Annotated in this window: 23 protein-coding genes; 16 read left to right on the top strand and 7 right to left on the bottom strand. The window is 62.0% G+C overall.

From position 1 onward, the window contains the following. Positions 1-71: 71 nt before the first annotated feature. Positions 72-1493: a DEAD/DEAH box helicase gene (locus AC0L3E_RS24845; protein ID WP_127269639.1), complete on the top strand. Its 1422-nt coding sequence runs from the start codon at positions 72-74 to the stop codon at positions 1491-1493. A 102-nt stretch (positions 1494-1595) separates the two neighbouring features. Here AC0L3E_RS24845 and AC0L3E_RS24840 read toward each other — a convergent pair whose 3' ends face one another. Beyond that, positions 1596-2570 (bottom strand): alpha/beta hydrolase, encoded by a 975-nt coding sequence (locus AC0L3E_RS24840; RefSeq protein WP_473605840.1) that lies wholly within the window; start codon positions 2568-2570, stop codon positions 1596-1598. Positions 2571-2647: 77 nt separating this feature from the next. Continuing rightward, entirely contained in the window at positions 2648-3469 is an 822-nt protein-coding gene (locus AC0L3E_RS24835) for an SDR family oxidoreductase (protein ID WP_473605838.1), read from the bottom strand. 226 nt (positions 3470-3695) lie between these two features. On the opposite strand from AC0L3E_RS24835, the gene AC0L3E_RS24830 reads away from it, so the two are divergent. The 6 genes from AC0L3E_RS24830 to AC0L3E_RS24805 all read left to right on the top strand — a co-directional run bounded on the left by AC0L3E_RS24830 (position 3696) and on the right by AC0L3E_RS24805 (position 8241). Further along, complete coding sequence (locus tag AC0L3E_RS24830) at positions 3696-4730, top strand: cysteine synthase A (protein ID WP_473605837.1); 1035 nt, start codon at positions 3696-3698, stop codon at positions 4728-4730. Then, complete coding sequence (locus AC0L3E_RS24825) at positions 4730-5473, top strand: alanyl-tRNA editing protein (protein ID WP_128309357.1); 744 nt, start codon at positions 4730-4732, stop codon at positions 5471-5473. The genes AC0L3E_RS24830 and AC0L3E_RS24825 overlap by 1 nt, the downstream gene beginning before the upstream one ends. A gap of 39 nt (positions 5474-5512) precedes the next feature. Beyond that, a complete protein-coding gene (gene sseA, locus AC0L3E_RS24820; RefSeq protein ID WP_473605836.1) occupies positions 5513-6379 on the top strand; it encodes a 3-mercaptopyruvate sulfurtransferase in 867 nt (288 codons plus the stop codon). Positions 6380-6384: 5 nt separating this feature from the next. Then, positions 6385-6948 (top strand): GNAT family N-acetyltransferase, encoded by a 564-nt coding sequence (locus AC0L3E_RS24815; protein ID WP_128309358.1) that lies wholly within the window; start codon positions 6385-6387, stop codon positions 6946-6948. A gap of 111 nt (positions 6949-7059) precedes the next feature. Then, entirely contained in the window at positions 7060-7617 is a 558-nt protein-coding gene (locus AC0L3E_RS24810; RefSeq protein ID WP_128309359.1) for an OmpA family protein, read from the top strand. 156 nt (positions 7618-7773) lie between these two features. After that, entirely contained in the window at positions 7774-8241 is a 468-nt protein-coding gene (locus AC0L3E_RS24805; RefSeq protein WP_473605835.1) for a DUF1203 domain-containing protein, read from the top strand. A gap of 234 nt (positions 8242-8475) precedes the next feature. Here the strand turns inward: AC0L3E_RS24805 and AC0L3E_RS24800 are convergent, their stop codons facing one another. Both AC0L3E_RS24800 and ald read right to left on the bottom strand, forming a co-directional pair. Further along, positions 8476-9783: an outer membrane protein gene (locus AC0L3E_RS24800; RefSeq protein WP_127330932.1), complete on the bottom strand. Its 1308-nt coding sequence runs from the start codon at positions 9781-9783 to the stop codon at positions 8476-8478. A gap of 206 nt (positions 9784-9989) precedes the next feature. Further along, on the bottom strand, positions 9990-11105 hold the full coding sequence (gene ald, locus AC0L3E_RS24795) for an alanine dehydrogenase (RefSeq protein WP_023812057.1): 1116 nt from the start codon (positions 11103-11105) through the stop codon (positions 9990-9992). 155 nt (positions 11106-11260) lie between these two features. On the opposite strand from ald, the gene AC0L3E_RS24790 reads away from it, so the two are divergent. Further along, the gene (locus AC0L3E_RS24790; protein WP_127269076.1) at positions 11261-11734 is read left to right on the top strand and encodes an Lrp/AsnC family transcriptional regulator; all 474 of its coding nucleotides are present in this window, start codon (positions 11261-11263) and stop codon (positions 11732-11734) included. 145 nt (positions 11735-11879) lie between these two features. Here the strand turns inward: AC0L3E_RS24790 and AC0L3E_RS24785 are convergent, their stop codons facing one another. Next, positions 11880-12533, bottom strand: coding sequence for a 5-formyltetrahydrofolate cyclo-ligase (locus tag AC0L3E_RS24785; protein WP_127269075.1), 654 nt, complete (start codon positions 12531-12533; stop codon positions 11880-11882). A 163-nt stretch (positions 12534-12696) separates the two neighbouring features. Here AC0L3E_RS24785 and AC0L3E_RS24780 point away from each other — a divergent pair, with 163 nt between their 5' ends. Beyond that, positions 12697-13962, top strand: coding sequence for an NAD(P)/FAD-dependent oxidoreductase (locus tag AC0L3E_RS24780; protein WP_473605834.1), 1266 nt, complete (start codon positions 12697-12699; stop codon positions 13960-13962). 146 nt (positions 13963-14108) lie between these two features. After that, positions 14109-16085, top strand: coding sequence for a bifunctional 2',3'-cyclic-nucleotide 2'-phosphodiesterase/3'-nucleotidase (locus tag AC0L3E_RS24775; RefSeq protein ID WP_473605833.1), 1977 nt, complete (start codon positions 14109-14111; stop codon positions 16083-16085). Between the two features lie 34 nt (positions 16086-16119). Here the strand turns inward: AC0L3E_RS24775 and AC0L3E_RS24770 are convergent, their stop codons facing one another. Then, positions 16120-17118 carry a glycerophosphodiester phosphodiesterase family protein gene (locus AC0L3E_RS24770; RefSeq protein WP_128309607.1) on the bottom strand — a complete coding sequence of 333 codons (999 nt, stop codon included), beginning with the start codon at positions 17116-17118 and terminating at the stop codon, positions 16120-16122. Between the two features lie 121 nt (positions 17119-17239). Further along, a complete protein-coding gene (locus tag AC0L3E_RS24765; protein ID WP_128309611.1) occupies positions 17240-18496 on the bottom strand; it encodes an SAM-dependent methyltransferase in 1257 nt (418 codons plus the stop codon). A gap of 558 nt (positions 18497-19054) precedes the next feature. Between AC0L3E_RS24765 and AC0L3E_RS24760 the strand changes: the two genes are divergently transcribed. The 6 genes from AC0L3E_RS24760 to eno all read left to right on the top strand — a co-directional run bounded on the left by AC0L3E_RS24760 (position 19055) and on the right by eno (position 23607). Next, the gene (locus tag AC0L3E_RS24760) at positions 19055-19345 is read left to right on the top strand and encodes a Dabb family protein (RefSeq protein ID WP_127323248.1); all 291 of its coding nucleotides are present in this window, start codon (positions 19055-19057) and stop codon (positions 19343-19345) included. A gap of 113 nt (positions 19346-19458) precedes the next feature. Next, positions 19459-20349, top strand: a complete 891-nt coding sequence (locus AC0L3E_RS24755; protein WP_128309609.1) for a VOC family protein — start codon at positions 19459-19461, stop codon at positions 20347-20349. Beyond that, positions 20346-21206, top strand: a complete 861-nt coding sequence (gene kdsA / locus AC0L3E_RS24750) for a 3-deoxy-8-phosphooctulonate synthase (protein WP_473605831.1) — start codon at positions 20346-20348, stop codon at positions 21204-21206. Before AC0L3E_RS24755 ends, kdsA begins: the two co-directional genes overlap by 4 nt. Positions 21207-21302: 96 nt before the next feature. Further along, the gene (locus AC0L3E_RS24745; RefSeq protein WP_013531476.1) at positions 21303-21506 is read left to right on the top strand and encodes a dodecin family protein; all 204 of its coding nucleotides are present in this window, start codon (positions 21303-21305) and stop codon (positions 21504-21506) included. A gap of 86 nt (positions 21507-21592) precedes the next feature. Beyond that, positions 21593-21958 carry a PRC-barrel domain-containing protein gene (locus AC0L3E_RS24740; protein ID WP_127397501.1) on the top strand — a complete coding sequence of 122 codons (366 nt, stop codon included), beginning with the start codon at positions 21593-21595 and terminating at the stop codon, positions 21956-21958. Between the two features lie 374 nt (positions 21959-22332). Then, positions 22333-23607: a phosphopyruvate hydratase gene (gene eno, locus AC0L3E_RS24735; protein WP_127273626.1), complete on the top strand. Its 1275-nt coding sequence runs from the start codon at positions 22333-22335 to the stop codon at positions 23605-23607. Positions 23608-23618 lie beyond the last annotated feature (11 nt).

Below are 23618 nucleotides of genomic sequence, written 5' to 3'. Positions count from 1 at the left end.
TTTTTCGACGGCAGGTTGCGCCCTGCCGCCATCGATGTTTGCGGCTAGAAGCCGCGTGAAAGAAGATTATTTTGACCAACGAAAACACTTTGCCCGGTAGCACTGCGGAACTCACCGGTTTCGCGGCACTGGGTATTACGGGCGCGCTGCTCAAGGCCACCCACAACGCGGGCTTCGCCGAGCCGAAGCCGATCCAGGCACAGGCGATCCCGCCTCAGATGGAAGGCCGTGACATTTTCGGCATCGCCCAGACCGGCTCCGGCAAGACCGCGGCCTTCGCGCTGCCGATCTTGTCGAAGATCATTGCGCTTGGCACCAAGCGCCGGCCGAAGACGGCGCGTGCGCTTATCCTGGCGCCGACGCGCGAACTCGCCGTGCAGATCGAAGACACGATCAAGATCCTCGCCAAGGGCGCGCATGTCTCGACCGCGCTCGTGCTCGGCGGCGTGTCCCGCTTCAGCCAGGTGAAGAAGGTTGCTCCCGGCGTCGACATCCTGATCGCCACGCCCGGCCGGTTGACCGACCTTGTGCGTGAGGGCGACCTCGTGCTTGCCGACACCAAATGGCTGGTGCTCGACGAAGGCGACCGCATGCTCGACATGGGCTTCATCAACGACGTCAAGCGCATCGCCAAGGCGACGGCGCCCGACCGTCAGACGGTGCTGTTCTCGGCGACCATGCCCAATGAAATCGCCGAACTGGCCAAGGGCCTGCTGAAGAACCCGATCCGCGTCGAAGTCGCGCCGCAAAGCACGGCGGCGGCCGAGATCGTGCAGGGCGTCGTCTTTGCCCGCACCAAGCAGAAGCGCCAGGTTCTGTCGACGATGCTCGCCGACGAGGCGATGAAGTCCGTCATCATCTTCTCGCGCACCAAGCATGGTGCCGACAGGGTGACCAAGGACCTCGAGCGCGACGGCTTCAAGGCCGCCGTCATCCACGGCAACAAGTCGCAGAATGCCCGCCAGAAAGCGCTGAACGATTTCCGCGACGGCTCGGTGCGCATTCTGGTGGCGACCGACATTGCGGCGCGCGGCATCGACGTCCCCGGCATCAGCCATGTCGTGAATTTCGACCTGCCTGATGAAGCCGAGAGCTACGTCCACCGCATCGGACGTACCGGCCGCAACGGCATGGACGGCATCGCGATCACGCTTTGCGATCCTTCCGAGAACAGCAAGCTGCGCCAGGTCGAGCGCATCATCCGCACCAAGCTGCCGATCGTTGCCGACCATCTCGGCAGCCCCGATCCGCTGCGCAATCCGGCTGAAAAGAACGAGCGCTTCGAGCCGGCCAATGATCGCAACGACCGCAATGGCCGTCGCGACGGCAGGCGGCCCGGTGGCGAGAACAAGGGCAACGGCTTTGGCAAGAAGCGCTTCGGCGACAAGCCTGCCTTCGCAGGCGAGCGCAAGCCGGAAGGCGCCAAGCCGGCCTTCAAAGGCAACAACAAGCGTCGCTTCGGCGGCAAGCGTCCGGCTGCGCGGGCTGCGTAAGCCAGATCGCGTTGTAATCAGTCAGGCTTAGCCTGGCTGATTGCCGGGACAGACCAAGGAAAGGGCGGCTGAAGCGATGCTTCGGTCGCCCTTTCCGTTTGCCTACTTCACCACCGCTTCGATCCAGACGGCGATCCTTTGCGCCAGAAACGCCGTGGTCGACGGCGACAGCGCGTCGCCGGCAATGACGTGATTGTCCGGGTCGCCGGTGTCGTCGACCGGAACCAGTTCATGCGGCGCGCCCCAGCGCCCGGCAATCTCGCGGGTGCGATCGGCCCGCACCACTTTGTCCGAATCAGAAAAGATGAACAAAGCAGGGATGGTCGCCTTCTCCACCGGCGCGCCATAGGCAAGCTCGGTCAGCGCCTGCATCGGCAAGGTTGCTTCGATCGGATAGCGGGTGGTCCAGAATTCTTCATTCAGCGCGTTGCGCGGCACGAAGCTGTGTTCCTTGCCGGCGACCAGCCTGGCAATTTGTTTGCCCCACGGCATGGTCAGGATCTCGGCGCCCGAAGTCTTGACGCCGAAGTTCGGCGAGATGAACGCAATCGCCGCCACCTCGTCCGATGCACCGGGCTGCGTTGCCGCCCAGACGGCCAGCGAGCCGCCGGTCGACGTCGAGATGACGATCACCTTGTCGCCGATCGCCCGGCCGATGGCGAGCGCTTCCTCATAGTCGTTGATCCAGGCGTTGATGCTGCCTTGCGTCATCGCCGCGCCATCCTGCCCGTGACCGGTGAGCCGGGTGTAGAAGAGATTGGCATCAAGCTGTTCCGCCACTTCGTCGGGCAGCGGGCGGACCTCGCCCTTGGATGCGGAAAAGCCGTGGATGTAGACGATCGACAGCGGCGTCCTGGCATGCACCAACGGATCGGCCCAGACGATCTCTTTTTCCAGCCCGTCACGGATTCCGGGGATGGCGGCTTCCGCCTTTGCCACATAGGCCTGCGGATCGTCAGCGATGAGCGAGGGATCGAAACGGATCGTGGTGTCGACGCGAACGCGCGGGCCGAGCACGAAGGCCAGTGCGAGAATGGCGATCAGGCCCAGCACAGCAAGCACGATCCGTCGCCCCATCGCAGACTCCACGCAGCACTTGTCTCAACCATGGCGACGGCGGCCGAAACGGTGAGCCTGCCAATTTCGCCGGCGTCCTATTCGATCGGGGGCTTGCGGTCGTAATGCAGCGGCCGCGCCTTCCAACTGGTCATCAGGCTGATAAATCCTCTGCACAGCGGCCTCGGCAGCAGGCCGAGCAGTTTCAGGGGCCAGCTGGTCCGGCGCGGGAAATGGACTTCGAAGCCGCCGGACTTGATGCCCCGCGCCATGCGGCGCGATGCGCGGCTGACCGGCATCAGTCCCGGCATGGGCAGCATGTTCTTCTCGGTCAGCGGGGTGTCGATGAAGCCGGGATTGAACACCTGGATACGCACGTTCATCTTGTCGAAATCATACTTCAGCGACTCGGCCAGGATGTTGATGGCCGCCTTGGTGCCGCCATAGGCGGCCGTTGTCGGCCAGCCGAAATAGGATGTCACCGAGCCGACCAGCACGACATGGCCGCGCGCCCGCACACGCATGCGTTCGACCGCGGGCACGAGGCCGTTGATGATGCCGAAATAATTGACCTCGAAGGACCGGCGAAAGTCGTTGACGACAAGATTCTCCCCCGGCGTCGAAATGTAGTTTCCTGCATTGAAGATGGCGAGCACGATGGGACCGAGCTCCTTCTCGATCGCGGCGACGGTTCTTGCCATGCGCGGCTCGTCGGTGACATCGCAGGGAAAGGCCGTGACACTGCCCGGCATCTGCGCGGTCTCGACGACAAGCGTGTCGATCGGATCGCCGTCAAGCGCCGTCACCGCGACGGCATAGCCCTGGGAAGCAAGATCCCTGGCCAGCGCACGGCCGATGCCGCTTGAGCCGCCCGTGATCCAGGCGACGCCGTGCTTCGGGTTGGCCCGGTAGAGTGTCATGCTGCGCCCTGTCGACTTGTTGGTGCTTTGCTCTAGCGGTGAAGAAATCGAATGAAAAGCCGCTTTTCAACGTCAGCCGGAAATGAACAGTGGCGCAAGAGGCCAGCCTCGGGAAGCGCCGACGCAACAACAGCACTGCAAATGCGACTGGACCAGACAAATTCTTGCCTTGAAACCGCAGCTTCGGGTTTCTAGGGTTTCGGCGCACGCACACAAGGAATCCTGGATGCCCCGTTCTGTGATCGACGCGATCGGCAACACGCCTCTGATCCGCCTCAACAAAGCTTCTGAACAAACTGGTTGCGAGATCCTGGGCAAGGCCGAATTCATGAATCCGGGCCAGTCGGTCAAGGATCGTGCCGGCCTGTTCATCATCCGCGACGCCGAGCAGCGCGGGCTGCTGAGGCCCGGCGGTGTGATCGTCGAGGGAACGGCCGGCAATACCGGCATTGGACTGACGCTGGTTGCCAAGGCGCTAGGCTACCGCACCGTCATCGTCATCCCGGACACGCAGAGCCAGGAAAAGAAGGACACGATCAAACTGCTCGGCGCCGAACTGATCGAGGTGCCGGCAGTGCCCTACAGGAATCCCAACAATTACGTGAAACTGTCGGGGCGGCTGGCCGAGCAACTGGCAAAGACAGAACCGAACGGCGCCATCTGGGCTAACCAGTTCGACAATGTCGCCAACCGTGACGGCCATATCCGCACCACCGCGGAGGAGATTTGGAGCCAGACCGGCGGCAAGGTCGATGGCTTTGTCTCGGCGGTCGGTTCGGGCGGAACGCTGGCCGGCGTCGCTTCCGGACTGAAGGCGAAAAGCCGGGACGTGAAGATCGCGCTCGCCGACCCGCTGGGGGCCGCGCTCTACTCCTTCTACACCAACGGCGAGCTGAAGTCCGAAGGCGGCTCGATCACCGAAGGCATCGGGCAGGGGCGCATCACCGCCAATCTCGAAGGGTTCACGCCGGATTTTTCATTCCAGATCCCCGATGAGGATGCGCTGCCGATCGTCTTCGACCTTATCCAGGAAGAGGGCCTTTGCGTCGGTGGCTCGACCGGCATCAACATTGCCGGCGCGATCCGCCTGGCCAGGGAATTGGGTCCCGGCCACACCATCGTGACCATTCTTTGCGATTACGGCACGCGCTATCAGTCAAAACTGTTCAACCCGGAATTCCTGCGCGAAAAGCAGCTGCCAGTGCCGGGCTGGATGGAACAGCGCAGTACAATTTCGGTGCCGTTCGAGAAAGTCGCGTGATGGCAAACAGGACGGACGCCCTGTTTCGTGACGACGCCTATCTGCGCACGGCGGACGCAACGGTGGTTGCCGTCAACGACCGCGGCGGCATCATCCTCGACCGGACGATCTTCTACGCCACTTCGGGCGGCCAACCGGGCGATACCGGGTATCTCGAACGCGGCGATGGCAGCCGCATCGCCATTGCCGCCACCCTCACCGGTGAGACCAAGGACGAGATCATACACGTGCCAGCGCCGGAGCAGGCGGTTCCGCAGGTGGGCGACACGCTGAGGCTGGCGATCGACTGGGAGCGGCGGCATCTCCTGATGCGCATGCACGCGGCTTGCCACCTGCTCACCGTCGTCTGCCCGTTCCCGATCACCGGTGCTTCGGTTTCCGAGGACGACAGCCGTGTCGACTTCGACGCTCCGGATGCCGGCTTCACCAAGGAGGACGTCACCGCCGGGCTGATGGAGCTGGTGCGGGCCGATCATCCGATCTTTGTCAGACTGATCAGCGACGAGGAACTGGCCGCCAATCCAGGCCTGGTAAAATCCAAGAACGTGCGGCCGCCGGTCGGCACCGGCAAGATCCGCCTGGTCTGTATCGGCGACAACGCCTCGGTGGACAGCCAGCCCTGCGGCGGCACCCATGTGAAAAGCACCGGAGAAGTCGGCGAAATCCACATCGGCAAGATCGAGAAGAAGGGCCGTGAAAACCGGCGCTTCCGCATCCGCTTTGGGCCGATGCCGGCAAACTGAACAGGCAGTGATCGCCAAAAGGCGAGCAGGAGAACAAGAATGGCCGAGGACAGCCCCTTCACCGTCGACGCAGACTGGCTGCAGCAACGTCTCGGCGAGCCGGGCCTGACGATCATCGACACATCCTGGTACCTCCCGGCGCAGAAGCGTGATGCGCGCGGCGAGTATGAGTCCGCCCATATCCCGGGCGCACGGTTTCTCGATCAGGATGCCGTTTCGGACCCGGATTCGCCCCTGCCGCATACCTTGCCGTCGCCGCAGCATTTTGCCCAGTATGTCGGCGCCATGGGCGTTTCGGCCGATGACACCATCGTCGTCTACGACGGCCCGGGTTTCTTCTCCGCACCCCGGGCGTGGTGGATGTTCCGGGTGATGGGCGTCTTTCAGACCTATATTCTGGAGGGCGGCTTCGATGGCTGGAAAGCCGCCGGCAGGCCGGTGACGGCCGAACCGACCAAGATCGCGCCAAGCGTGTTTCATGCCGACTTCGACGCCGGGCGCGTCGCCAGCCTCGCCGACATGCGCGGGATCGTCGACACCAAGGCGAGCCAGATCGCCGACGCCCGTGGACCGGGCCGCTTCACCGGCACTGAACCTGAGCCGCGCGCGGGTATCCGCTCCGGCCATATGCCCGGCGCGCGCAATCTGCCCTATTCGGCGCTGTCGGAAAATGGCGAGCTGCTGTCGAAGGACCGTCTGCGCAAGGTGATCGAGGAGGCCGGCATCGATCTGTCGAAACCTGTCGTCACTTCATGCGGCTCCGGTATTACCGCGGCGGTGGTGACGCTGGCGCTGGAAACGCTTGGCCATACGAACAACAGGCTTTACGACGGCTCCTGGACGGAGTGGGGCGGGCTTTCCGACACGCCTGTCGTGACCGGCCCCGTTGTGATCGGCAAGGAATGAAGACGATGGAAAACAGCGCGCTGGAAGACATCGAAGTCACGGTGACGTTCCTCGAGATGCATGTGCCTCCGGCCTATTCACCGGCCGTGCCGTATAACCGTCAGGTCGCGCTGCTGAAGACCAAGGACATTCCGCTGCATTTCTACCGCTATCTGATGGACCGGGTGGGGCGCAAATGGCACTGGGTCAATGTGCTGAGGCTGGATGACGACGAGCTTTCCGCCGGCATCCATCGTGAGGATCGCGACATCAGGGTCCTTTACCTCGACGGCGCGCCCGCCGGCTTCTTCGATCTCAAGCCGCATCTGCCGGAAGAAGTCGAGCTCGCCTATTTCGGCATGATGGAACATGCCACCGGGCAAGGCATCGGCCGCTGGTTCCTGGGCTCCGCGATCGCCGCCGCATGGTCGCATGGGCCGAAGCGGGTGACGGTGCAGACCTGCACGCTCGATCATCCGGCGGCTCTGCCGCTCTACCAGAAGCTCGGCTTTGCACCGGTGGCGCAAAAGAGGGAAATCGTCCATCCGCTGCCTTTCACCGAGCGCGCGGCCAGCGTCATGCGGCCCTAGCCGGAAGCTGACACCAGCTCTAATCTGACCCCGCCGTTCATCGGCCCTTCAGGCTGTTTTTGGCATGTTGCCGGCACCATCAATGCGGCCAAGGCCGAAGGAGACGAAGACATGCTGACCCGCCGTACACTTGCCGCCGCGCTGATCGCGGCAATTGCCATGCCAAGCCTGGCCGCAGCCCAGGCGACAACGCCTTCAGCCGCGACGATCGAGCGGAAGCTCGAGGCGGCGCCGCGTGTGAAATTGCGGCCGAACGAGCGCGTCACCATCCGCGAATTCAAGCGGCGCCCGGATTTGCGCCGCATGGCCCGCTCGATCGATATCCAGTCGATCAACTTCGCCTTCGGTTCGGCGGCTATTGCCAACTCGCAATACGACAAGATCGAGACCATTGCCGACGCGCTGCGGCGCATCCTGCGCCGCGATCGCGGCGCCCGCGTGCTGATCGAGGGCCATACCGACGCCGTCGGCTCCTTCCAGTCGAATCAGGCTCTGTCCGAACAGCGCGCCGTTTCGCTCAAGCGCACGCTGGTGCGCGAATTCGGCGTGCCGGGTCATGCTCTCGAGACCGTCGGCTATGGCGAGGAGTTTTTGCTGGTGCAGACGCAGAACGAAAACTGGCGGAATCGCCGGGTGACGCTGCGCCGCTTCGATGATTTCATCCGTTGAGCCGCAGCTCTGAATTTTAGTTAGCCGGCGCTTTCGACGGGACTTGATGAGAGCCGGTCGCCGACGGGCGACCGGCTCTTCGATATCTGGCAGGAATCGGGTGGGCGGCGAGAGTTCAAAGGGATAATTTCCGGTAGACCACACCGGAGATTTTCCATGACCATCCAGTTCAAAGCTTTGCCGACCGAAGGTGTCAGGACGCTGCAGCGCGGCGGGATCGATGCTTATGGCCAAATGCCCGAGCGAAAGATCTCCGACGGTGACGGCATGCCTTGCCGGCATTGCTTGAAGAACATCGCCGCCGGCGATGCCTATCTTGTTCTGGCGTACCGGCCATTCCCGCAGCTTCAGCCCTATGCTGAAACGGGCCCGATCTTCCTGCATGGCGAGGAATGCGACCGCGCTGCCGAGAGCGAGGCGCTGCCCGAGATTCTCGAAAGCCCCGACTACATCGTGCGCGGCTATGGCGGGAATGATCGCATCGTCTATGGCAGCGGCGGCGTCATCCCGACCACGGCAATTGCTGCACGGGCCGAGACGCTGTTCGAACGCGACGAGATCGCCTACGTCCATGTCCGTTCGGCGCGCAACAATTGCTACCAGTGCCGCATCGAGCGCGTTTGAGGCTGAGATTAGCTGCTGGAAACAGTTGTCGTACTCCCGTCGCATATTCGCGATAGAAAGCTATTGTCGATCGATTTGCCGACCGCGGATGAACCGGCGGTAAATCTCGACATCGAGGAAGCGGGGCTTTGGCTCCGCTTTTTTGTTGCCTGCGTTTGGCGCGGAAAGATTCGATCAATAAAAAAAGCCCGCCGGCATGGCCGACGGGCTGCAACTGTTTGGCTGGAGGGCCTTTTAGTTGAACTTGTACTTCGCGCCGAGACGCACGGTGTGGAAAGAGGAAGTCGAGGTAAGGGTGTCGTCGGGTGCGCCGAATTCCGAAGAAAAGTCCTTCTCGGCGAACTGCGAATAGCGATATTCGAGGCCAACGGTGACATTGCTGGACAGAGCCGTTTCAAGGCCGCCACCAACCGAGAAACCGCTGGAACCCCAGTCGAGAATGTCGCCGATCGGGTCGGAAGCGTTCAGATCGAAATGCTGCCAGCTGTAGCCGGCAAGCGCATAGGCAAGGGTCGATTCGTTCATCTTCATGCCGACGCGGCCCAGCACATCGAACCCATAGTCGGTATCGACGTTGATCGACCCGCCGCCGAGATCCAGCTTGGAAGTCATGCCGGAGTAGCGTGCATCGACCATGACGCCTGCGACCCAGCTGCCGAAGTCATGATCGTAGCCGACGTTCAGTTCACCAAAGGCACCTTCGCCACCGAGACCATTGAATTCCAGGTCGCCGAGCGGCGGAACGTTGATCTGATGCACGGACGCACCGGCGCCACCAGCGCCACCGATATAGAAGCCGGTCCAGTTGTAGGCTGGCGTCTCGAAGGCAGCACCGCCGCCGTTCTGGGCACCGAAACGGTAATTGGCTGCGATCTGGAAAGTATGGCGCGAGGTGTCAAGATTGAGGAGACCGTCCGGTACTCCGACAATGCCAGCCTCGGAAAGAAGATCGTCCTTGGTCCCGAAGCCCGTATAGCGATACTCAGTCTTGATCGTCCAATTGCTGTTGATGGCCGTTTCGATGCCACCTCCGACAAAATACCCGCTCTGATCCCAATCAAAGTCGAAGCCAGCGTTCGTATCGAGCTTGTACTTCTGCCAGGAATAGCCACCCAGCACGTAGCCCAGAGTGTTCGGCGTCAAGAGGTAGCCGAGACGCAGGCCAGCGTCGAAACCGTAGGTTTCCTTGATAGAAGCGTCGAACCCCGTAATGTCCAGCGTGGTCTTGATGTTGCCCACGTGAGCGTCCAGCAGACCTCCGATGAGGAACCGGGGCGAGACCATATAGTCATAGCCGACCGTCAGCTCACCATAGACGCCTTCGCCACCGATGCCGTTCAGCGAGACTGGAATAAAATCGCTGCTGAGCTCGTGTACGTTGGCACCGGCACCGACGCCAAAACCAACGTACAGACCGCTCCAGTTAAAGCCGGCAGCTTCTTCCACTGGCTGCACGACGTCTGCTGCATGAGCAGCAGACATCAAAGCCACAGCAGAAACAGCACCAAGAAGAAAAGATTTCGCGGATGTGCGAATGAACATATGCCCGTACCCCAATGAGTAAACCCAGAATGTCTCTAGCAGGGAGTCGGCCGGTACGGGAATGACAAATATGCAACAATGATGAGCAAAGTGCCGTTGCGTCACATCTTTCGACGCCATGCTTTGCCTGAAAAACAGGCTCGCAAGAAAAAACCCGCCGGCATGGAACCGGCGGGCTGGATTGAAAGGAGCTGTTTTCGCGAAAATCAGGCGGCGAGAACGGCTTTCGGCTCGACCAGTTCGTAGCCGAGCGCCTCGGCGACTGCCCGGTTGGTGATCTTGCCCTTGTGGACATTGAGGCCGTTGCGCAGGTGATGATCGTCGACCAGCGCCTTCAGGCCCTTGTCGGCAAGCTGCAGGCCATAGTGCAGCGTCGCGTTGTTGAGCGCGTGGGCCGAAGTGACCGGCACGGCACCAGGCATGTTGGCGACGCAATAGTGGATGACGCCGTCGACCTCATAGGTCGGCTCGGCATGAGTGGTGGCGTGCGAGGTCTCGAAGCAGCCGCCCTGGTCGATGGCGACGTCGACCAGCACCGAGCCTTTCTTCATGCCCGACAGCATTTCGCGCGAAACCAGTTTTGGCGCCGCGGCACCCGGGATCAGCACCGCGCCGACGACGATGTCGGCTGAAAAACACTCTTCTTCCAGCGCCTCGACAGTCGAGTAACGGGTGTGGACGCGGCCGGCGAAGAGGTCGTCGAGCTGGCGCAGGCGCGGGATCGAGCGGTCGATGATGGTGACGTCGGCGCCAAGGCCGGCCGCCATCCTGGCCGCGTGCAGGCCGACGACGCCACCGCCGAGCACGGTGACCTTGCCGGGCAGCACGCCGGGCACGCCGCCGAGCAGCACGCCGCGGCCGCCATTGGCCTTCTGTAGCGCCGTGGCGCCGGCCTGGATCGACAGGCGTCCGGCAACTTCCGACATCGGCGCCAGCAACGGCAGGCCGCCACGGTCGTCGGTCACGGTCTCGTAGGCGATTGCCGTCACGCCGGACGCAAGCAGGCCCTTGGTCTGCTCCGGATCCGGAGCAAGGTGAAGGTAGGTGTACAGGATCTGGCCTTCGCGAAGCTGCGCCCATTCGCTGGGCTGCGGCTCCTTGACCTTGACGATCATGTCCGACCTGGCGAACACCTCGGCGGCCGTCTTGGCAATCGTGGCGCCGGCGGCGCGATAGGCATTGTCATCGGCGCCGATGCCGGCACCGGCCCCGGTCTCAACCAGCACTTCGTGGCCATGGGCGACATATTCGCGGACCGAGCCGGGGGTGAGGCCGACGCGGTATTCGTGGTTCTTGATTTCCTTGGGGCAGCCGACGCGCATTTTCTTCTCCTGATCCGGCCCTTTGGGCTCGTTCCCTGTATGGATGGAGTGAACCACGAATCGTTGCGCAGGTGTTTGCGAATGCGCTTGCGCCAACCGGCAGGTTTCGATAATCGTTGCGCAAAATAGCTGGATATTCGCAGGATTCACGAAAAATGCGGCTCGACAGGATTGATATCGCCATTCTCGAGGCTTTGCAGAAGGATGGCAGGATACCCAATGCGGCACTGGCCGAGAAGGTCGGCCTGTCGCAGTCGGCCTGTTCGCGCCGGCTCGACAATCTGGAGAAATCCGGAACCATCCGCGGCTACCATGCCCGGCTTTCCAATGCAGCACTCGGCCACCAGATGACGGCGATCGTGCACATATCGCTGTCGGGACAGTTCGAGAAGACGCTCTCGGATTTCGAGGCGGCGATCAAACGCTGCCCGAACGTGCTGTCCTGTCACCTGATGTCGGGCGAGTACGACTACATCCTGCGGATCGCGGCGAAGGATCTCGTCGACTATGAGCGCATCCACAAGGAATGGCTGTCGGCGATGCCGCATGTGACCAAGATCAATTCGTCCTTTGCGCTACGCGAAATCGTCGACAGGACCGCCATGGGCATGAAGCCGGAAATGGCCTAGGCTGCGTTGATATTCAGGTGATGCCGGCCTGCAAATGGTAGCTCCCTGCGCTTCCGGTGCTCGCGTACGAAAAGTACGCTCCGCTCCCGTTCTCGGAAGCGACCATTTTCGACGCGGCCTGACCTGAATCTCAGCACAGCCTGGACTAGCTGGCCTCCGTTACCACCCGGTCCATCGGGATATCGTGCGGCTGCGGGTAGATGGTCGCGATGCGTTGCAGCTCGTAGCCGACGCCGATGACCAGCGGCTTGAACGGCATCGCTGCCAGCGTGCGGTCGAAGAAGCCGCCGCCATAACCCAGGCGGTAGTTCTGGGGATCGATGCCGACGATCGGCGAGATGACGATGTCCGGCAGCACCGGATCGCCCTCGGCCGGGATTGGGATGTTCCAGACACCTTTCTCCAGCCGGTCGCCCGCTTTGTAGGCGCGGAAGATCAGCGGGTGCCCCTTGTCGATGACGATGGGCAGGGCGGTGCGGCCGCCGCGTTCGTTTATGGACGCCATCCAAGGCCGCAAATCCGGCTCGCCGCGAAACGGCCAGTAGAGACTGACCATGCGCCCGGCGATCTCGCCGATGATCGCGTCGAGGCCATCGGCGATGCGTTGCGACATTACCGCTCGTGCGTCGGCCGAAACGGCGAGACGCGCAGCGATCAGCCGTTCGCGTTCGGCCTTGCGCCAGCGTCTCACATCGATCCAGTCGCTCGAAGGCGCACGGAATTCCGGATCGAGCTCGTGCATGAAACAGGGCGGCGAAGAATACTGCGCCGGAGCATCGTCGTCACGATCGTTGGCCATGCCTCACCTCATCGCGTGTTCGATGACGCTATACCTCGCGATACGATACAACATGTGCATTCACGACATGGAACGACGAGTCTCGGGCACCGTCCATCTGTTGTTGCATTGCACAAAAATACCTACATCCAGGACAGCCAATCTTGCCATCGGGGTGAACGAAATGAATGAAGCCAGGCATCATGTCGTCGTTGTCGGCGCGGGTTTCGGCGGTCTCGAGTTCACCCGTGCACTTGCTGGCGCTCCGGTGCGTATCACCATGATCGACAAGCGCAACCATCACCTCTTCCAGCCGCTGCTCTATCAGGTGGCGACGACGGCGCTGGCCACCTCCGAGGTTGCCTGGCCGATCCGCCACCTCCTGCGCAAGCGCAAGGATGTGACGACCCTGCTCGCCAATGTCACCGGTGTCGACCGCGCCGGCAAGCGCGTGCTGCTCGATGACGGCAGCGCGGTCGCCTACGACACGCTGGTGCTCGCCACCGGTGCCCGCCACGCCTATTTCGGCCACGACGAATGGGAGCCTTTCGCCCCGGGCCTGAAGACGCTGGAGGACGCCACCAGCATTCGGAGGCGAATTCTCCTGGCCTTCGAGCAGGCCGAGCGGGAGACCGATCCCGCCAAACGCCGGGCGTTGCTGACCATTGCGATCGTCGGCGGCGGGCCGACCGGCGTCGAGCTTGCCGGCACCATCATCGAGCTGGCGCATGACACGCTGCGCGGCGAATTCCGCAACATCGACACGCGGCAGACGCGTGTGGTGCTGATCGAGGCCGGCGACCGCATCCTGGCCAATTTCGCACCGAAACTTTCCGACTATGCCAGCAAAGCGCTCGAGCGGCTCGGTGTGACGGTCGAGCTTGGCCGGGCCGTCACGCGCTGCGACGCCGAAGGTGTTGTGTTTGGCGATAAGCAACTGGCAGCCCGAACGATCCTGTGGGCAGCCGGCGTTGCCGCTTCGCCAGCCGCTGAATGGCTGGGAGCGAAGGCGGACCGCGCGGGCAGGGTGCTGGTCGAGCCCGATCTGACTGTATCTGGCAGCCCGGAGATTTTCGTCATCGGCGACGCCGCCCTTGTGCTGCGGCCCGATGGCCGGCCGGTGCCCGGCGTCGCGCCTTCCGCCAAGCAGGAGGGCCGACATGTTGCGGCCACCATCAAGGCCAGGCTCGGCGGCGACACGACCGCGCGTCCTTTCCACTACAGGCATGCCGGCGATCTCGCCACGATCGGCAAGCGCGCCGCGGTGATCGATTTCGGCTGGCTCAAGCTGACCGGCTGGGCGGCCTGGTGGCTGTGGGGAGTGGCGCACATCTATTTCCTGATCGGTTTTCGCAACCGGCTTGCGGTTTCGCTGAGCTGGCTATGGATCTACGCGACAGGCCAGCGCAGCGCGCGGCTGATCACCCAAGGCGACGACGACAAGGGCTGATTTCCTCACCCCGATCGTTCATCGGCACGTCATCCGTTGCTGATCGAGTGGCGGCTTCATGCGCGCGACTTGTTGAATGGACTTAAGCAGGTTTCAGAGCGAAGTTCGCTTCGGGGCAGGGCTTGTCAGTTGTCGAAGGAGAAAACATGTCGCAACTGCTCCATCCCATATCCCGCCGCGATCTCCTTGCGGGCGCCGCCGCAGGGGCACTGATTATGCTGCATCCGTTCTCCGCCCGCGCTCAAGGCAACCAGGCCCATCTCCGGATCATGGAGACCACCGACATCCATGTGAACGTGCTGCCTTACGATTACTACGCCGACAAAACGAACGACACGCTGGGCCTGTCGCGCACGGCGTCTCTCATCGATGCTGTGCGCAAGGAAGCCGTGAATTCGATGCTGATCGACAATGGCGACCTGCTGCAGGGCAATCCGATGGGCGACTACATCGCCTATGAGAAGGGGCTGAAGGACGGCGACCTGCATCCGATCATGAAAGGCATGAACCTGCTTAGCTACGAGTGCTCGACGCTGGGCAACCACGAGTTCAACTACGGCCTGTCGTTCCTGGATAAGGTGCTGGCCGGCGCCAATTTTCCCTTCGTCTGCGCCAATTTGATCCGCGGCACCGAGCTTGCCGCGAACCCGCGCGACGACAAGCTCTATCTCAAGCCCTATGTCATCCTCGACAAGAAGATCAAGGACGGTTCGGGCGCCGAGCAGCCGATCAGGGTCGGCATCATCGGCTTCGTGCCGCCGCAGATCATGGTCTGGGATCTCAAGAACCTCGAGGGCAACGTCAAGACGCGCGACATCGTCGAGGCGGCCAAGGCCTGGGTGCCGCAGATGAAGGAGGAGGGCGCCGACATCGTCATTGCGCTCTCGCATTCCGGCATCGACGTGAAGCAGGGCGACATGATGGAGAACGCCTCGTTCTTCGTCGCCGGCGTCGATGGCATCGATGCGGTGTTCACCGGCCACCAGCATCTGGTGTTCCCCGGCAAGAAGGATTTCCAGTCGCTCGACGGTGTCGATACGCAAAAGGGCACGCTGCAGGGCAAACCCGCCGTCATGGGCGGTTTCTGGGGCTCGCATATGGGGCTGATCGACCTGATGCTGGAGCGTGACGGGTCGAAATGGAAGGTCGTTTCAGCCACCTCCGAAGCGCGGCCGATCTTCGAACGCCTCGACAACAAGAACAAGCCGACTGTCCCGGACGACAAGCGCATCATCGCGGCCCTCGAACAGGACCACCAGGCGACGCTGGCCTATGTGCGGCGTCCCGTCGGCAAGACCTCCGCGCCGCTTTATTCCTATTTCGCGCTGGTCGCCGACGATCCGTCGGTGCAGGTCGTCAGCCAGGCGCAGACCTGGTACCTCAGGGATATCCTCAAGAACACGCAATGGAAGGATGTGCCGCTGCTGTCGGCGGCCGCGCCGTTCAAGGCCGGCGGGCGCAACGGCGCCGACTACTATACCGACGTGCCGGCAGGCGATATCGCCATCAAGAATGTTGCCGACCTCTACCTCTATCCCAACACCGTGCGTGCGGTCGAAATCACCGGTGCGCAGGTCAAGGAATGGCTGGAAATGTCGGCCGGCATCTTCAACCGGATCGAGCCTGATAAGGCCGACCAGGCCCTCATCAACACTGATTTTCCGTCCTACAATTTCGACGTCATCGACGGCGTCACCTACAAGATCGATCTGTCGCAGCCGTCGAAATACGATACCAAGGGCGGGCTGGCCAACGCTGGCGCCAATCGCATCGTCGACCTGAGTTTCGATGGAAAACCAATTGATCCTAAACAGAAATTCGTCATCGCGACCAACAATTACCGGGCTGGCGGCGGCGGCAATTTCCCCGACATCAATGCCTCGAAGATCATCTACGAGGCGCCGGACACCAATCGCGATGTCATCGTCCGCTACATCGTCAGCGAAGGTACAATCAACCCGTCGGCGGACGACAACTGGTCGTTCGCGCCGCTGCCTGGAACCAGCGCCGTGTTCGAAACCGGTGCCAAGGCCAAGGATTTCATCGCGCAGGTGAAATCGCTGAAGATCGAGCCGGCGGGCGATGGCGAGGCAGGCTTCGCGAAATACCGCATCCTGCTTTGAAGGGTGGGCTGCGGGGCGGCTCGATCCAAGCCCCTTACGGCGTGGATTGATCCGACCCGAAACGTTCCTTGATGTCAGGCATGACGAGATCCAGCGCATCCGTGGAAATGCCGCCGGAATAGCCGTCCGGCAGTTGCTTGATCAGTTCGGGATCGTCGAGCCCTTGCGAAAAGTCGCCGCCGGAATAAGGGCCGAGCAGATAGACTCTTGTATCGACTCCTTGCATGCGATCGAGAAACCGGTTCGGCCAACCCCACATCCATTTCGCGATGTTGACGGGGATGAGCAAGGTGCCTTTGCGGCAGGCATCCGGAACGTAGCCGGTCCAGCCAATTGCGGCATAGCGCAGGATGCATTGCGTCAGCGATGCGCGGCTTAGCGTATGCATGTCCGGCAGTGCTGCCTTGACGGCGGCGATCGGCTTGTCGCCACCATAGACCGACAGATAACCGCGCTCGGCTGGTGCCAGCGTGGCAAGCCATGCGGCCAGCTTTTCGCCTTCGCCCGGATCGTTGCTCTTGACGTTGATGTTGAAGCGGCGGGCCGGGAAGTGCGTCAGAACCTCATCCAGGGATGGCATCATGCCGATACCCTTGCCGCGGAATGGAAAGGTCTTGCCACCATCCGCCGTATAGCCATAGCCGACATCGAGGGTCTTCAACTCGGCCATGGAATGGCTGCGCGTTTCTCCCTTGCCTTCCGTGCGGCAATCCAGCGTCCAGTCATGGAAGACGGCGAACTTGCCGTCCGTCGTCGGGTGAACATCCAGTTCGAGCGCGTCAGCGCCCAGCGCGAAGGCGGCCTCCATCGAGGGAATTGTGTTTTCGAGGTAGCCATGGCGCGGCGGCAACATGCGACTGGCCGTGCAAGTCTCACCCGTCATGCCTTCACGTGCGTAGTCCTGGGCAAGGCCGCGATGGGCAAGCATCTCCGGACTGCCGGCGGGGCGGCTTGACAACAGGGAGGTGTTGTTGAGCCAGATTCCCACCGCAGCGACAACAATGACGCCGAAGAAGATCGTCCGTCTGCGCATCAGGTGATTTCCGATTCGTCCGTCCTGCGCGGCATTCTGCTTCGCGATCGGACTTTTTGACGGCGACGACGCGGCTATGTCGCGATCATGCTCGACATAGCCTGTTCAAGAGCGTGTCGGCTTACGCCTTGTAGACCACCTGGCGCACGTCGATGTAGCTGGCGCGGAAGCCAGCCTCGCAATAGTGCAGGTAGAACTCCCAGAGCTTCTTGAACCGGTCGTCGAAGCCGAGCGGGACGATCTTTTCCCATGACGCCCAGAACCGGTGGCGCCACTCGGCAAGCGTGCGCGCGTAGTCGTCCGGAAACACGCGCTCGCGCAGATGGGCAAGGCCATGATCCTTGCCGAGCGCCTTCAGAATCGACGGCGTCGGCAGCATGCCGCCCGGGAAGACGTAGCGCTGGATGAAATCCGGCCTTGCGCGATAGGTGTCGTAGGCGGCTTCGTTGATGGTGATGATCTGCAGGCCGGCGGTGCCGCCAGGCCTTAGACAGGCCTTCATCTTGCCGAAAAACACCGGCCAGTATTTCTCGCCGACCGCCTCGAACATCTCGATCGAGGCGATGCGGTCATAGGTGCCGGTTTCGTCGCGATAATCCTGCAGCTTGATGTCGACCTTGTCGGCAAGGCCAGCCCTGGCGATGCGAGCCGTGGCAAAATCGTGCTGCTCGCGGCTGATCGTCAGCCCGGTGACGCGGCAGCCGATCTCGCGCGCCGCGAATTCGGCGAAGCCACCCCAACCGCAACCGATTTCCAGCACATGGTCCTTCGGACCGATCCCTGTATCCTTCGCCAGAGCGCGATATTTGGCGGCCTGGGCGCCTTCCAGGTCGTTGGCACCGGTCGTGTAGAGCGCCGAAGAATAGGTCATGCTCGGATCGAGCCATTCCTTGTAGAAGGCGTTGCCGAGGTCGTAATGCGCCGAGATATTGCGTTTCGAACCGGTGCGCGTGTTCTGGTTGAACCAGTGGCGTATGCGCTGGACGGTGTTGATCAGCCAGCTGGTGCCGCCCGCGATACGCTCGCCAATGACCGAATTGACCACGAACAGCTCCAGGAAGCTGGTCACATCAGGGCTTTCCCAATCGCCGTCCATATAGGATTCGGCAACGCCGATCGTGCCGCCGGAAAAGGCGCGGCCGGGCAAGCGCCAATTCTTCAGCACCAGTTCGGCATCCGGGCCAGGTCCCTTGCCGCCGACGAGGACGGCGCGGCCGTCCGGCAGCCTCACCCTGAGCGAACCGCGAGGCAGGTTCATTGCCGCCGACAGCACCATGCGCGCTTTCGCTGGAAGGCCTTTGACGATCTCGGCGAAGTTGAATTCATCGAGCCTGACCGCGTCGCTCAATGCTACGCTAAAATGTTCCTTTTGCGCCATCTCATGCCCCTGGATTTCCGCGGTGCCGGCGCAAATTGCCGGACCACGGTTCTCTTGGATCATTCGCCAGCTTCGAACGCCGCCGCAGCCGGTTCGTCGGCGAGCGGGCTCGAATGAAGTGCGCGCCCCCTACCAGAGCTTCAGCGCTTCCCGGTGAATCCGTGCGACAATCTTCCACGTCATGCGGGGAAACTTCAAGGGGCAGGCTGCAAGCGGGGCTGTGCCAAGCAGATTGCTCGCGCCGGCGGGCATCTATGCCTGTGCACAGCCAAGGCGCAGCGCGTCAAAAAAACGCCTATGGCCGCAGAATTCCGTGTGCGATAGATTTAGCCATGCGTTATGTAATCGTCATTGCCGCCATCGCGTTTTTCCTGATCTGGGATGGCATGTACAATCAGGGCCGCTATCTCGACACCGCTGTGAGAGAGCTTAGTCATGTTGTGCGATATGTTACCAGCAAAGCTTAACTCCAGTGGCAGCAGCCGCGACATCCTTGTCGATTGACGCCAACGTCCTGCCGTCACAAAAGACCCCGGCACTTTGATCGAGGAGGCGGGGTTGATCCGGCATATCGTTTTCTTCAGCGCGCGGCGAAAAGAGGATGTCGAGGCTGTGCGCACCGGCTTGCTGGCGCTCGGCGACATTCCTCATTCCAGCCTGTTCGAGGTCACGCTCAACACCAAGGTGGATCCGCTGTCGGATGAGGTCGACGTGGTCGTCTATGCGGAGTTCGTCGATGACGCCGCGCTGGCCGCCTACAAGGCGCACCCGCTCTACGCGCAGACCACCAGCAAGGTCAAACCGATGCGTGAACTGCGCTATTCCGCCGATGTCGTCGCGGGGAGCTGATCGAACCTTGCTCCAGGGGCGCCTTTCGACGTCCGGTGAATTGACGGGCGAACTGGCCGGGTATTGCGATCAAGTCTTGAACGGCTTTGCGGAATGATGCACATCGCGCCTGCATGACCAAAACCGCAGCCGCAGGCACCCATCCGCTCGATCATCTGGTGCTGCCGACGCACAGCCTCGATGTGGCGCGAGCCCGGCTCACCGCGCTTGGCTTCGTCGTTGCCCCGACCGGAATCCATCCGTTCGGAACGGAAAACTGCTGTGTTTTCCTGGCCGACGGCACCTATCTCGAACCTTTGGCGGTCGGCGACGAGCAGGTGGCGGCAAAGGCTATCGCAGACGGCAATGTCTTCGTCGCGCGTGATCGCGCCTATCGCGACAGCAACGGCGACGAGGGATTTTCCGCCATTGTTCTGGGCACGGGCAATGCCGATGCCGACCATGCACGCTATGTCGATGCCGGCATCTCGGCGGGAGACATGCTGGGTTTTTCGCGCGCCTTCACCGACCCTGCCGGCAAAAGCGACATCGCGTCGTTCAAGCTCGCCTTCGCGGCCGGAGCCGAGGCCACGGACGCCTTTCTGTTTGCCTGCGAGCGGGTCAACGCGCCTGATGTGGATCGCACGGCTTTGCAGGCCCACGCCAACGGCGCGACCGGAATTGTCGAGATCTTGGCGGTCAGCGATGCGCCCGGAAAGCAGCATGGGCTGATTTCCGTGGCGGTGGGTGATCCGGCCGCCGACGGGCAGGGCGGCATTTTTCCCTTGCCGAATGCGGATTTGAGCGTGCTTGACCGCGCGGCTTTCACCGCGCGCTTCGGCCTGCCGGCCGGCGCGCCGACAGATCTACGCTTCGCAGCGGTGGTCTTTTCGGTTCGGAACGCCGATGTGACATCGAGGCTGCTTGCAGCCAATTCCGTCCAACACGATATAGCGGGCAATGATATCGTCGTGCGGCGTGCACCCGGACAGGGCGCGGCCTTTATCTTCCGGGAGATCCCATGAGCAAGCCGCAAGCGTCCAATTCGATGGCGGCCAATTCGTCTGTAGCCGTCGGCAATGTCGTCTTCGACAACAGGGCGGCTTTGTCCCTGATCGCCGGCCCGTGCCAGTTTGAATCGCGCCAGCATGCCTTCGACATGGCCGGCGCACTGAAGGAACTGACCGGCAGGCTCGGCATAGGCCTCGTCTACAAGACCAGCTACGACAAGGCCAACCGCACCTCGCTATCGGCGACGCGCGGTGCCGGTATGGACGCAGCCCTTCCCGTCTTCGACGAACTGCGCAAGGAACTTTCGCTCCCCGTGCTGACCGATGTCCACACCGAGGAGCAGTGCGCGATCGTCGCGCCGCATGTCGATGTCCTGCAGATTCCGGCTTTCCTGTCGCGCCAGACCGACATGCTGGTCGCCGCCGCAAGGACCGGCAAGGTTATCAATGTGAAGAAGGGGCAGTTCCTCGCCCCCTGGGACATGAAGAACGTCGTCGCCAAGATCACCGGTTCCGGCAATGCCAATGTGCTGACCACCGAGCGCGGCGCCTCCTTCGGCTACAACACGCTGGTCTCCGACATGCGCGCTCTTCCCATCATGGCCGAGATCGGCGCGCCGGTGATCTTCGATGCCACCCATTCGGTGCAGCAACCGGGCGGGCAGGGCGGGTCCTCGGGCGGTGAACGTCGTTTTGTCGAGACGCTGGCGCGCGCGGCCGTCGCTGTCGGCGTTGCCGGCGTGTTCATCGAGACCCACCAGGATCCTGACAATTCGACCTCGTCGGATGGTCCGAACATGCTGCCGTTAAAGGACATGCCAGCCCTGCTCGAGCGGCTGATGGCATTCGACCGTATCGCCAAGGGCCTTTAAGGCCGGACGCATACTCTGCCGACCGCCGGCGCTTGTGGAAGGCACGAGCCGGCTATACGCTTGCCTGGCAACTGAGCGTTTTGGCAGGAGGAAGCCATGTCCGTCGCCCGCGTCACCGAAATCACATCGTCGTCGAAGAAGAGCTTTCAGGACGCCATCGAACAGGGAATTGCGCGCGCCTCGAAAACCCTGAAGAACGTCGAGGGCGCCTGGATCCAGGACCAGAAGATCGTCGTCCAAGACGGCAAGATTGTTGCTTATCGCGTCAATATGAAGGTTACCTTCATCCTCGCGGAGTGACCGGGCGTCGCCGAAAAAGTCGGGAACCTTCGCCCGCGCCCCTCATTGTCCAAGTATGGTTCTAAACCACAATGAGGAGCACAATCATGACAACCCAGACAGGTCACACCCAAGCCATCGCCGCCTCACGCGTCATCGGTACATCGGTCTACAATACCGAAGGCACGAGCATCGGAAGCATCGAGGATGTGATGCTCGACAAGATGACGAACGGCATCATGTTCGCGGTGATCGGTTTTGGCGGCTTCCTCGGCATTGGCGAAAAATATCACGCCATTCCGTGGGCAAGCCTCGACTATGATGAGGACAAGGGCGGCTATGTCGTGCCGTTTTCCAAGGAACAACTCAGAGCGGCGCCTGCCTATTCGATCAACGAATTGAGCGGGGCGGATGGCGAGGTGGCGCGCGACGAATCTTACAATTACTACAAGGTCACGCCTTACTGGCATTGACAGCAACGACAAAGCGGCCCCGTCGAGAGACGGGGCCGCTTTGTATTCTGGCTTATTCGCTGACGTGTAAGGGGGCCATCGCCTTCGGCGGCGACTGCTGATTGTCGCACGACGTCAGGAATGCCGCCGCGATCAGGAACAGACTCACGATACCACTCAACTGGGACATGGCGAAACTCCTCCTGTTTCGCCCCGCGCGCTGCACCTTAACCGGAAGTCAGCCGACCGTGCATGACTTATGATGACAGCGATTTGCGCTTCGTGAATCGTTCGGAGGCTGATGCCGCGGCAATAATTGCCGGCCGGCCGATTGCCTTTTGCGGCGCTTTGGCTAAGACGTGCGGCATTCTTCAGATCAATCGAGGACATCGCAAATGACCGCCATCATCGACATTGTCGGGCGTGAAATCCTGGACAGCCGTGGAAATCCGACCGTCGAGGTCGATGTCATTCTCGAAGACGGCTCGATGGGCCGCGCGGCGGTGCCGTCGGGTGCTTCGACCGGCGCCCACGAGGCCGTCGAACTGCGCGACGGTGGCGCCCGCTATCTCGGCAAGGGCGTGCTCAGGGCCGTCGAAGCGGTGAACGGCGAGCTGTTCGAGGCCATCGGCGGCATGGAAGCCGAAAACCAGATCCATATCGACCAGACCATGATCGAGCTTGACGGCACGCCCAACAAGAGCCGGCTTGGCGCCAACGCCATACTTGGCGTTTCGCTAGCGGTGGCCAAGGCGGCCGCCGATGCCGCCGGCCTGCCGCTCTACCGCTATGTCGGCGGCACCAAGGCGCATCTCCTGCCGGTACCGATGATGAACATCATCAATGGCGGCGCGCATGCCGACAACCCGATCGATTTCCAGGAATTCATGATCCTGCCGATCGGCGCGCCGACGCTGCGCGAAGGTGTCCGCTGGGGTTCGGAAATCTTCCATACGCTGCGCAAGAAACTGAAGGACGCCGGCCACAACACCAATGTCGGCGACGAGGGCGGCTTTGCCCCGAACCTGAAAAGCGCGCCTGTGGCGCTCGATTTCATCATGGAATCGATCGAGCAGGCCGGCTTCAAGCCGGGCGACGAGATCGCGCTGGGCCTCGATTGCGCCGCGACCGAGTTCTTCAAGGACGGCAACTACGTCTATGAGGGCGAGAAGAAGACGCGCGATCCCAAGGCCCAGGCCAAATACCTGGCCAAGCTTGCCGCCGACTATCCGATCATCTCGATCGAGGACGGCTTGGCCGAGGACGACTGGGAAGGCTGGAAGTACCTGACCGACCTGATCGGCAAAAAGACGCAGCTGGTCGGCGACGACCTGTTCGTCACCAATACGGCGCGGTTGCGCGACGGCATCCGCATGGGCGTTGCCAATTCGATCCTCGTCAAGGTCAACCAGATCGGCTCGCTGACGGAAACGCTCGACGCCGTAGAGACCGCGCACAAGGCCGGCTACACTGCCGTCATGTCGCACCGCTCGGGCGAAACCGAGGATTCGACCATCGCCGATCTCGCGGTTGCCACCAATTGCGGACAGATCAAGACAGGCTCGCTGTCGCGCTCCGACCGCATGGCCAAGTACAACCAGCTGATCCGCATCGAGGAAGAACTCGGCAAGCAGGCAAGCTATGCCGGCAAGTCGGTGGTCAAGGGCTGATCCAGAAACAC

The organism is Mesorhizobium sp. WSM4822 (assembly GCF_055811155.1).
This window is presented reverse-complemented; position numbering and strand designations above follow the sequence as displayed.

Coding starts and splice junctions, on each gene's coding strand:
- eno (WP_127273626.1), top strand. CDS start 22,333: ATGACCGCCATCATCGACATTGTCGGGCGTGAAATCCTGGACAGCCGT.
- AC0L3E_RS24790 (WP_127269076.1), top strand. CDS start 11,261: ATGCGGCTCGACAGGATTGATATCGCCATTCTCGAGGCTTTGCAGAAG.
- AC0L3E_RS24825 (WP_128309357.1), top strand. CDS start 4,730: ATGGCAAACAGGACGGACGCCCTGTTTCGTGACGACGCCTATCTGCGC.
- AC0L3E_RS24770 (WP_128309607.1), bottom strand. CDS start 17,118: ATGCGCAGACGGACGATCTTCTTCGGCGTCATTGTTGTCGCTGCGGTG.
- AC0L3E_RS24835 (WP_473605838.1), bottom strand. CDS start 3,469: ATGACACTCTACCGGGCCAACCCGAAGCACGGCGTCGCCTGGATCACG.
- AC0L3E_RS24780 (WP_473605834.1), top strand. CDS start 12,697: ATGAATGAAGCCAGGCATCATGTCGTCGTTGTCGGCGCGGGTTTCGGC.
- AC0L3E_RS24830 (WP_473605837.1), top strand. CDS start 3,696: ATGCCCCGTTCTGTGATCGACGCGATCGGCAACACGCCTCTGATCCGC.
- AC0L3E_RS24745 (WP_013531476.1), top strand. CDS start 21,303: ATGTCCGTCGCCCGCGTCACCGAAATCACATCGTCGTCGAAGAAGAGC.
- kdsA (WP_473605831.1), top strand. CDS start 20,346: ATGAGCAAGCCGCAAGCGTCCAATTCGATGGCGGCCAATTCGTCTGTA.
- AC0L3E_RS24815 (WP_128309358.1), top strand. CDS start 6,385: ATGGAAAACAGCGCGCTGGAAGACATCGAAGTCACGGTGACGTTCCTC.
- AC0L3E_RS24765 (WP_128309611.1), bottom strand. CDS start 18,496: ATGGCGCAAAAGGAACATTTTAGCGTAGCATTGAGCGACGCGGTCAGG.
- AC0L3E_RS24785 (WP_127269075.1), bottom strand. CDS start 12,533: ATGGCCAACGATCGTGACGACGATGCTCCGGCGCAGTATTCTTCGCCG.
- AC0L3E_RS24755 (WP_128309609.1), top strand. CDS start 19,459: ATGACCAAAACCGCAGCCGCAGGCACCCATCCGCTCGATCATCTGGTG.
- AC0L3E_RS24740 (WP_127397501.1), top strand. CDS start 21,593: ATGACAACCCAGACAGGTCACACCCAAGCCATCGCCGCCTCACGCGTC.
- sseA (WP_473605836.1), top strand. CDS start 5,513: ATGGCCGAGGACAGCCCCTTCACCGTCGACGCAGACTGGCTGCAGCAA.
- AC0L3E_RS24810 (WP_128309359.1), top strand. CDS start 7,060: ATGCTGACCCGCCGTACACTTGCCGCCGCGCTGATCGCGGCAATTGCC.
- AC0L3E_RS24805 (WP_473605835.1), top strand. CDS start 7,774: ATGACCATCCAGTTCAAAGCTTTGCCGACCGAAGGTGTCAGGACGCTG.
- AC0L3E_RS24800 (WP_127330932.1), bottom strand. CDS start 9,783: ATGTTCATTCGCACATCCGCGAAATCTTTTCTTCTTGGTGCTGTTTCT.
- ald (WP_023812057.1), bottom strand. CDS start 11,105: ATGCGCGTCGGCTGCCCCAAGGAAATCAAGAACCACGAATACCGCGTC.
- AC0L3E_RS24775 (WP_473605833.1), top strand. CDS start 14,109: ATGTCGCAACTGCTCCATCCCATATCCCGCCGCGATCTCCTTGCGGGC.
- AC0L3E_RS24840 (WP_473605840.1), bottom strand. CDS start 2,570: ATGGGGCGACGGATCGTGCTTGCTGTGCTGGGCCTGATCGCCATTCTC.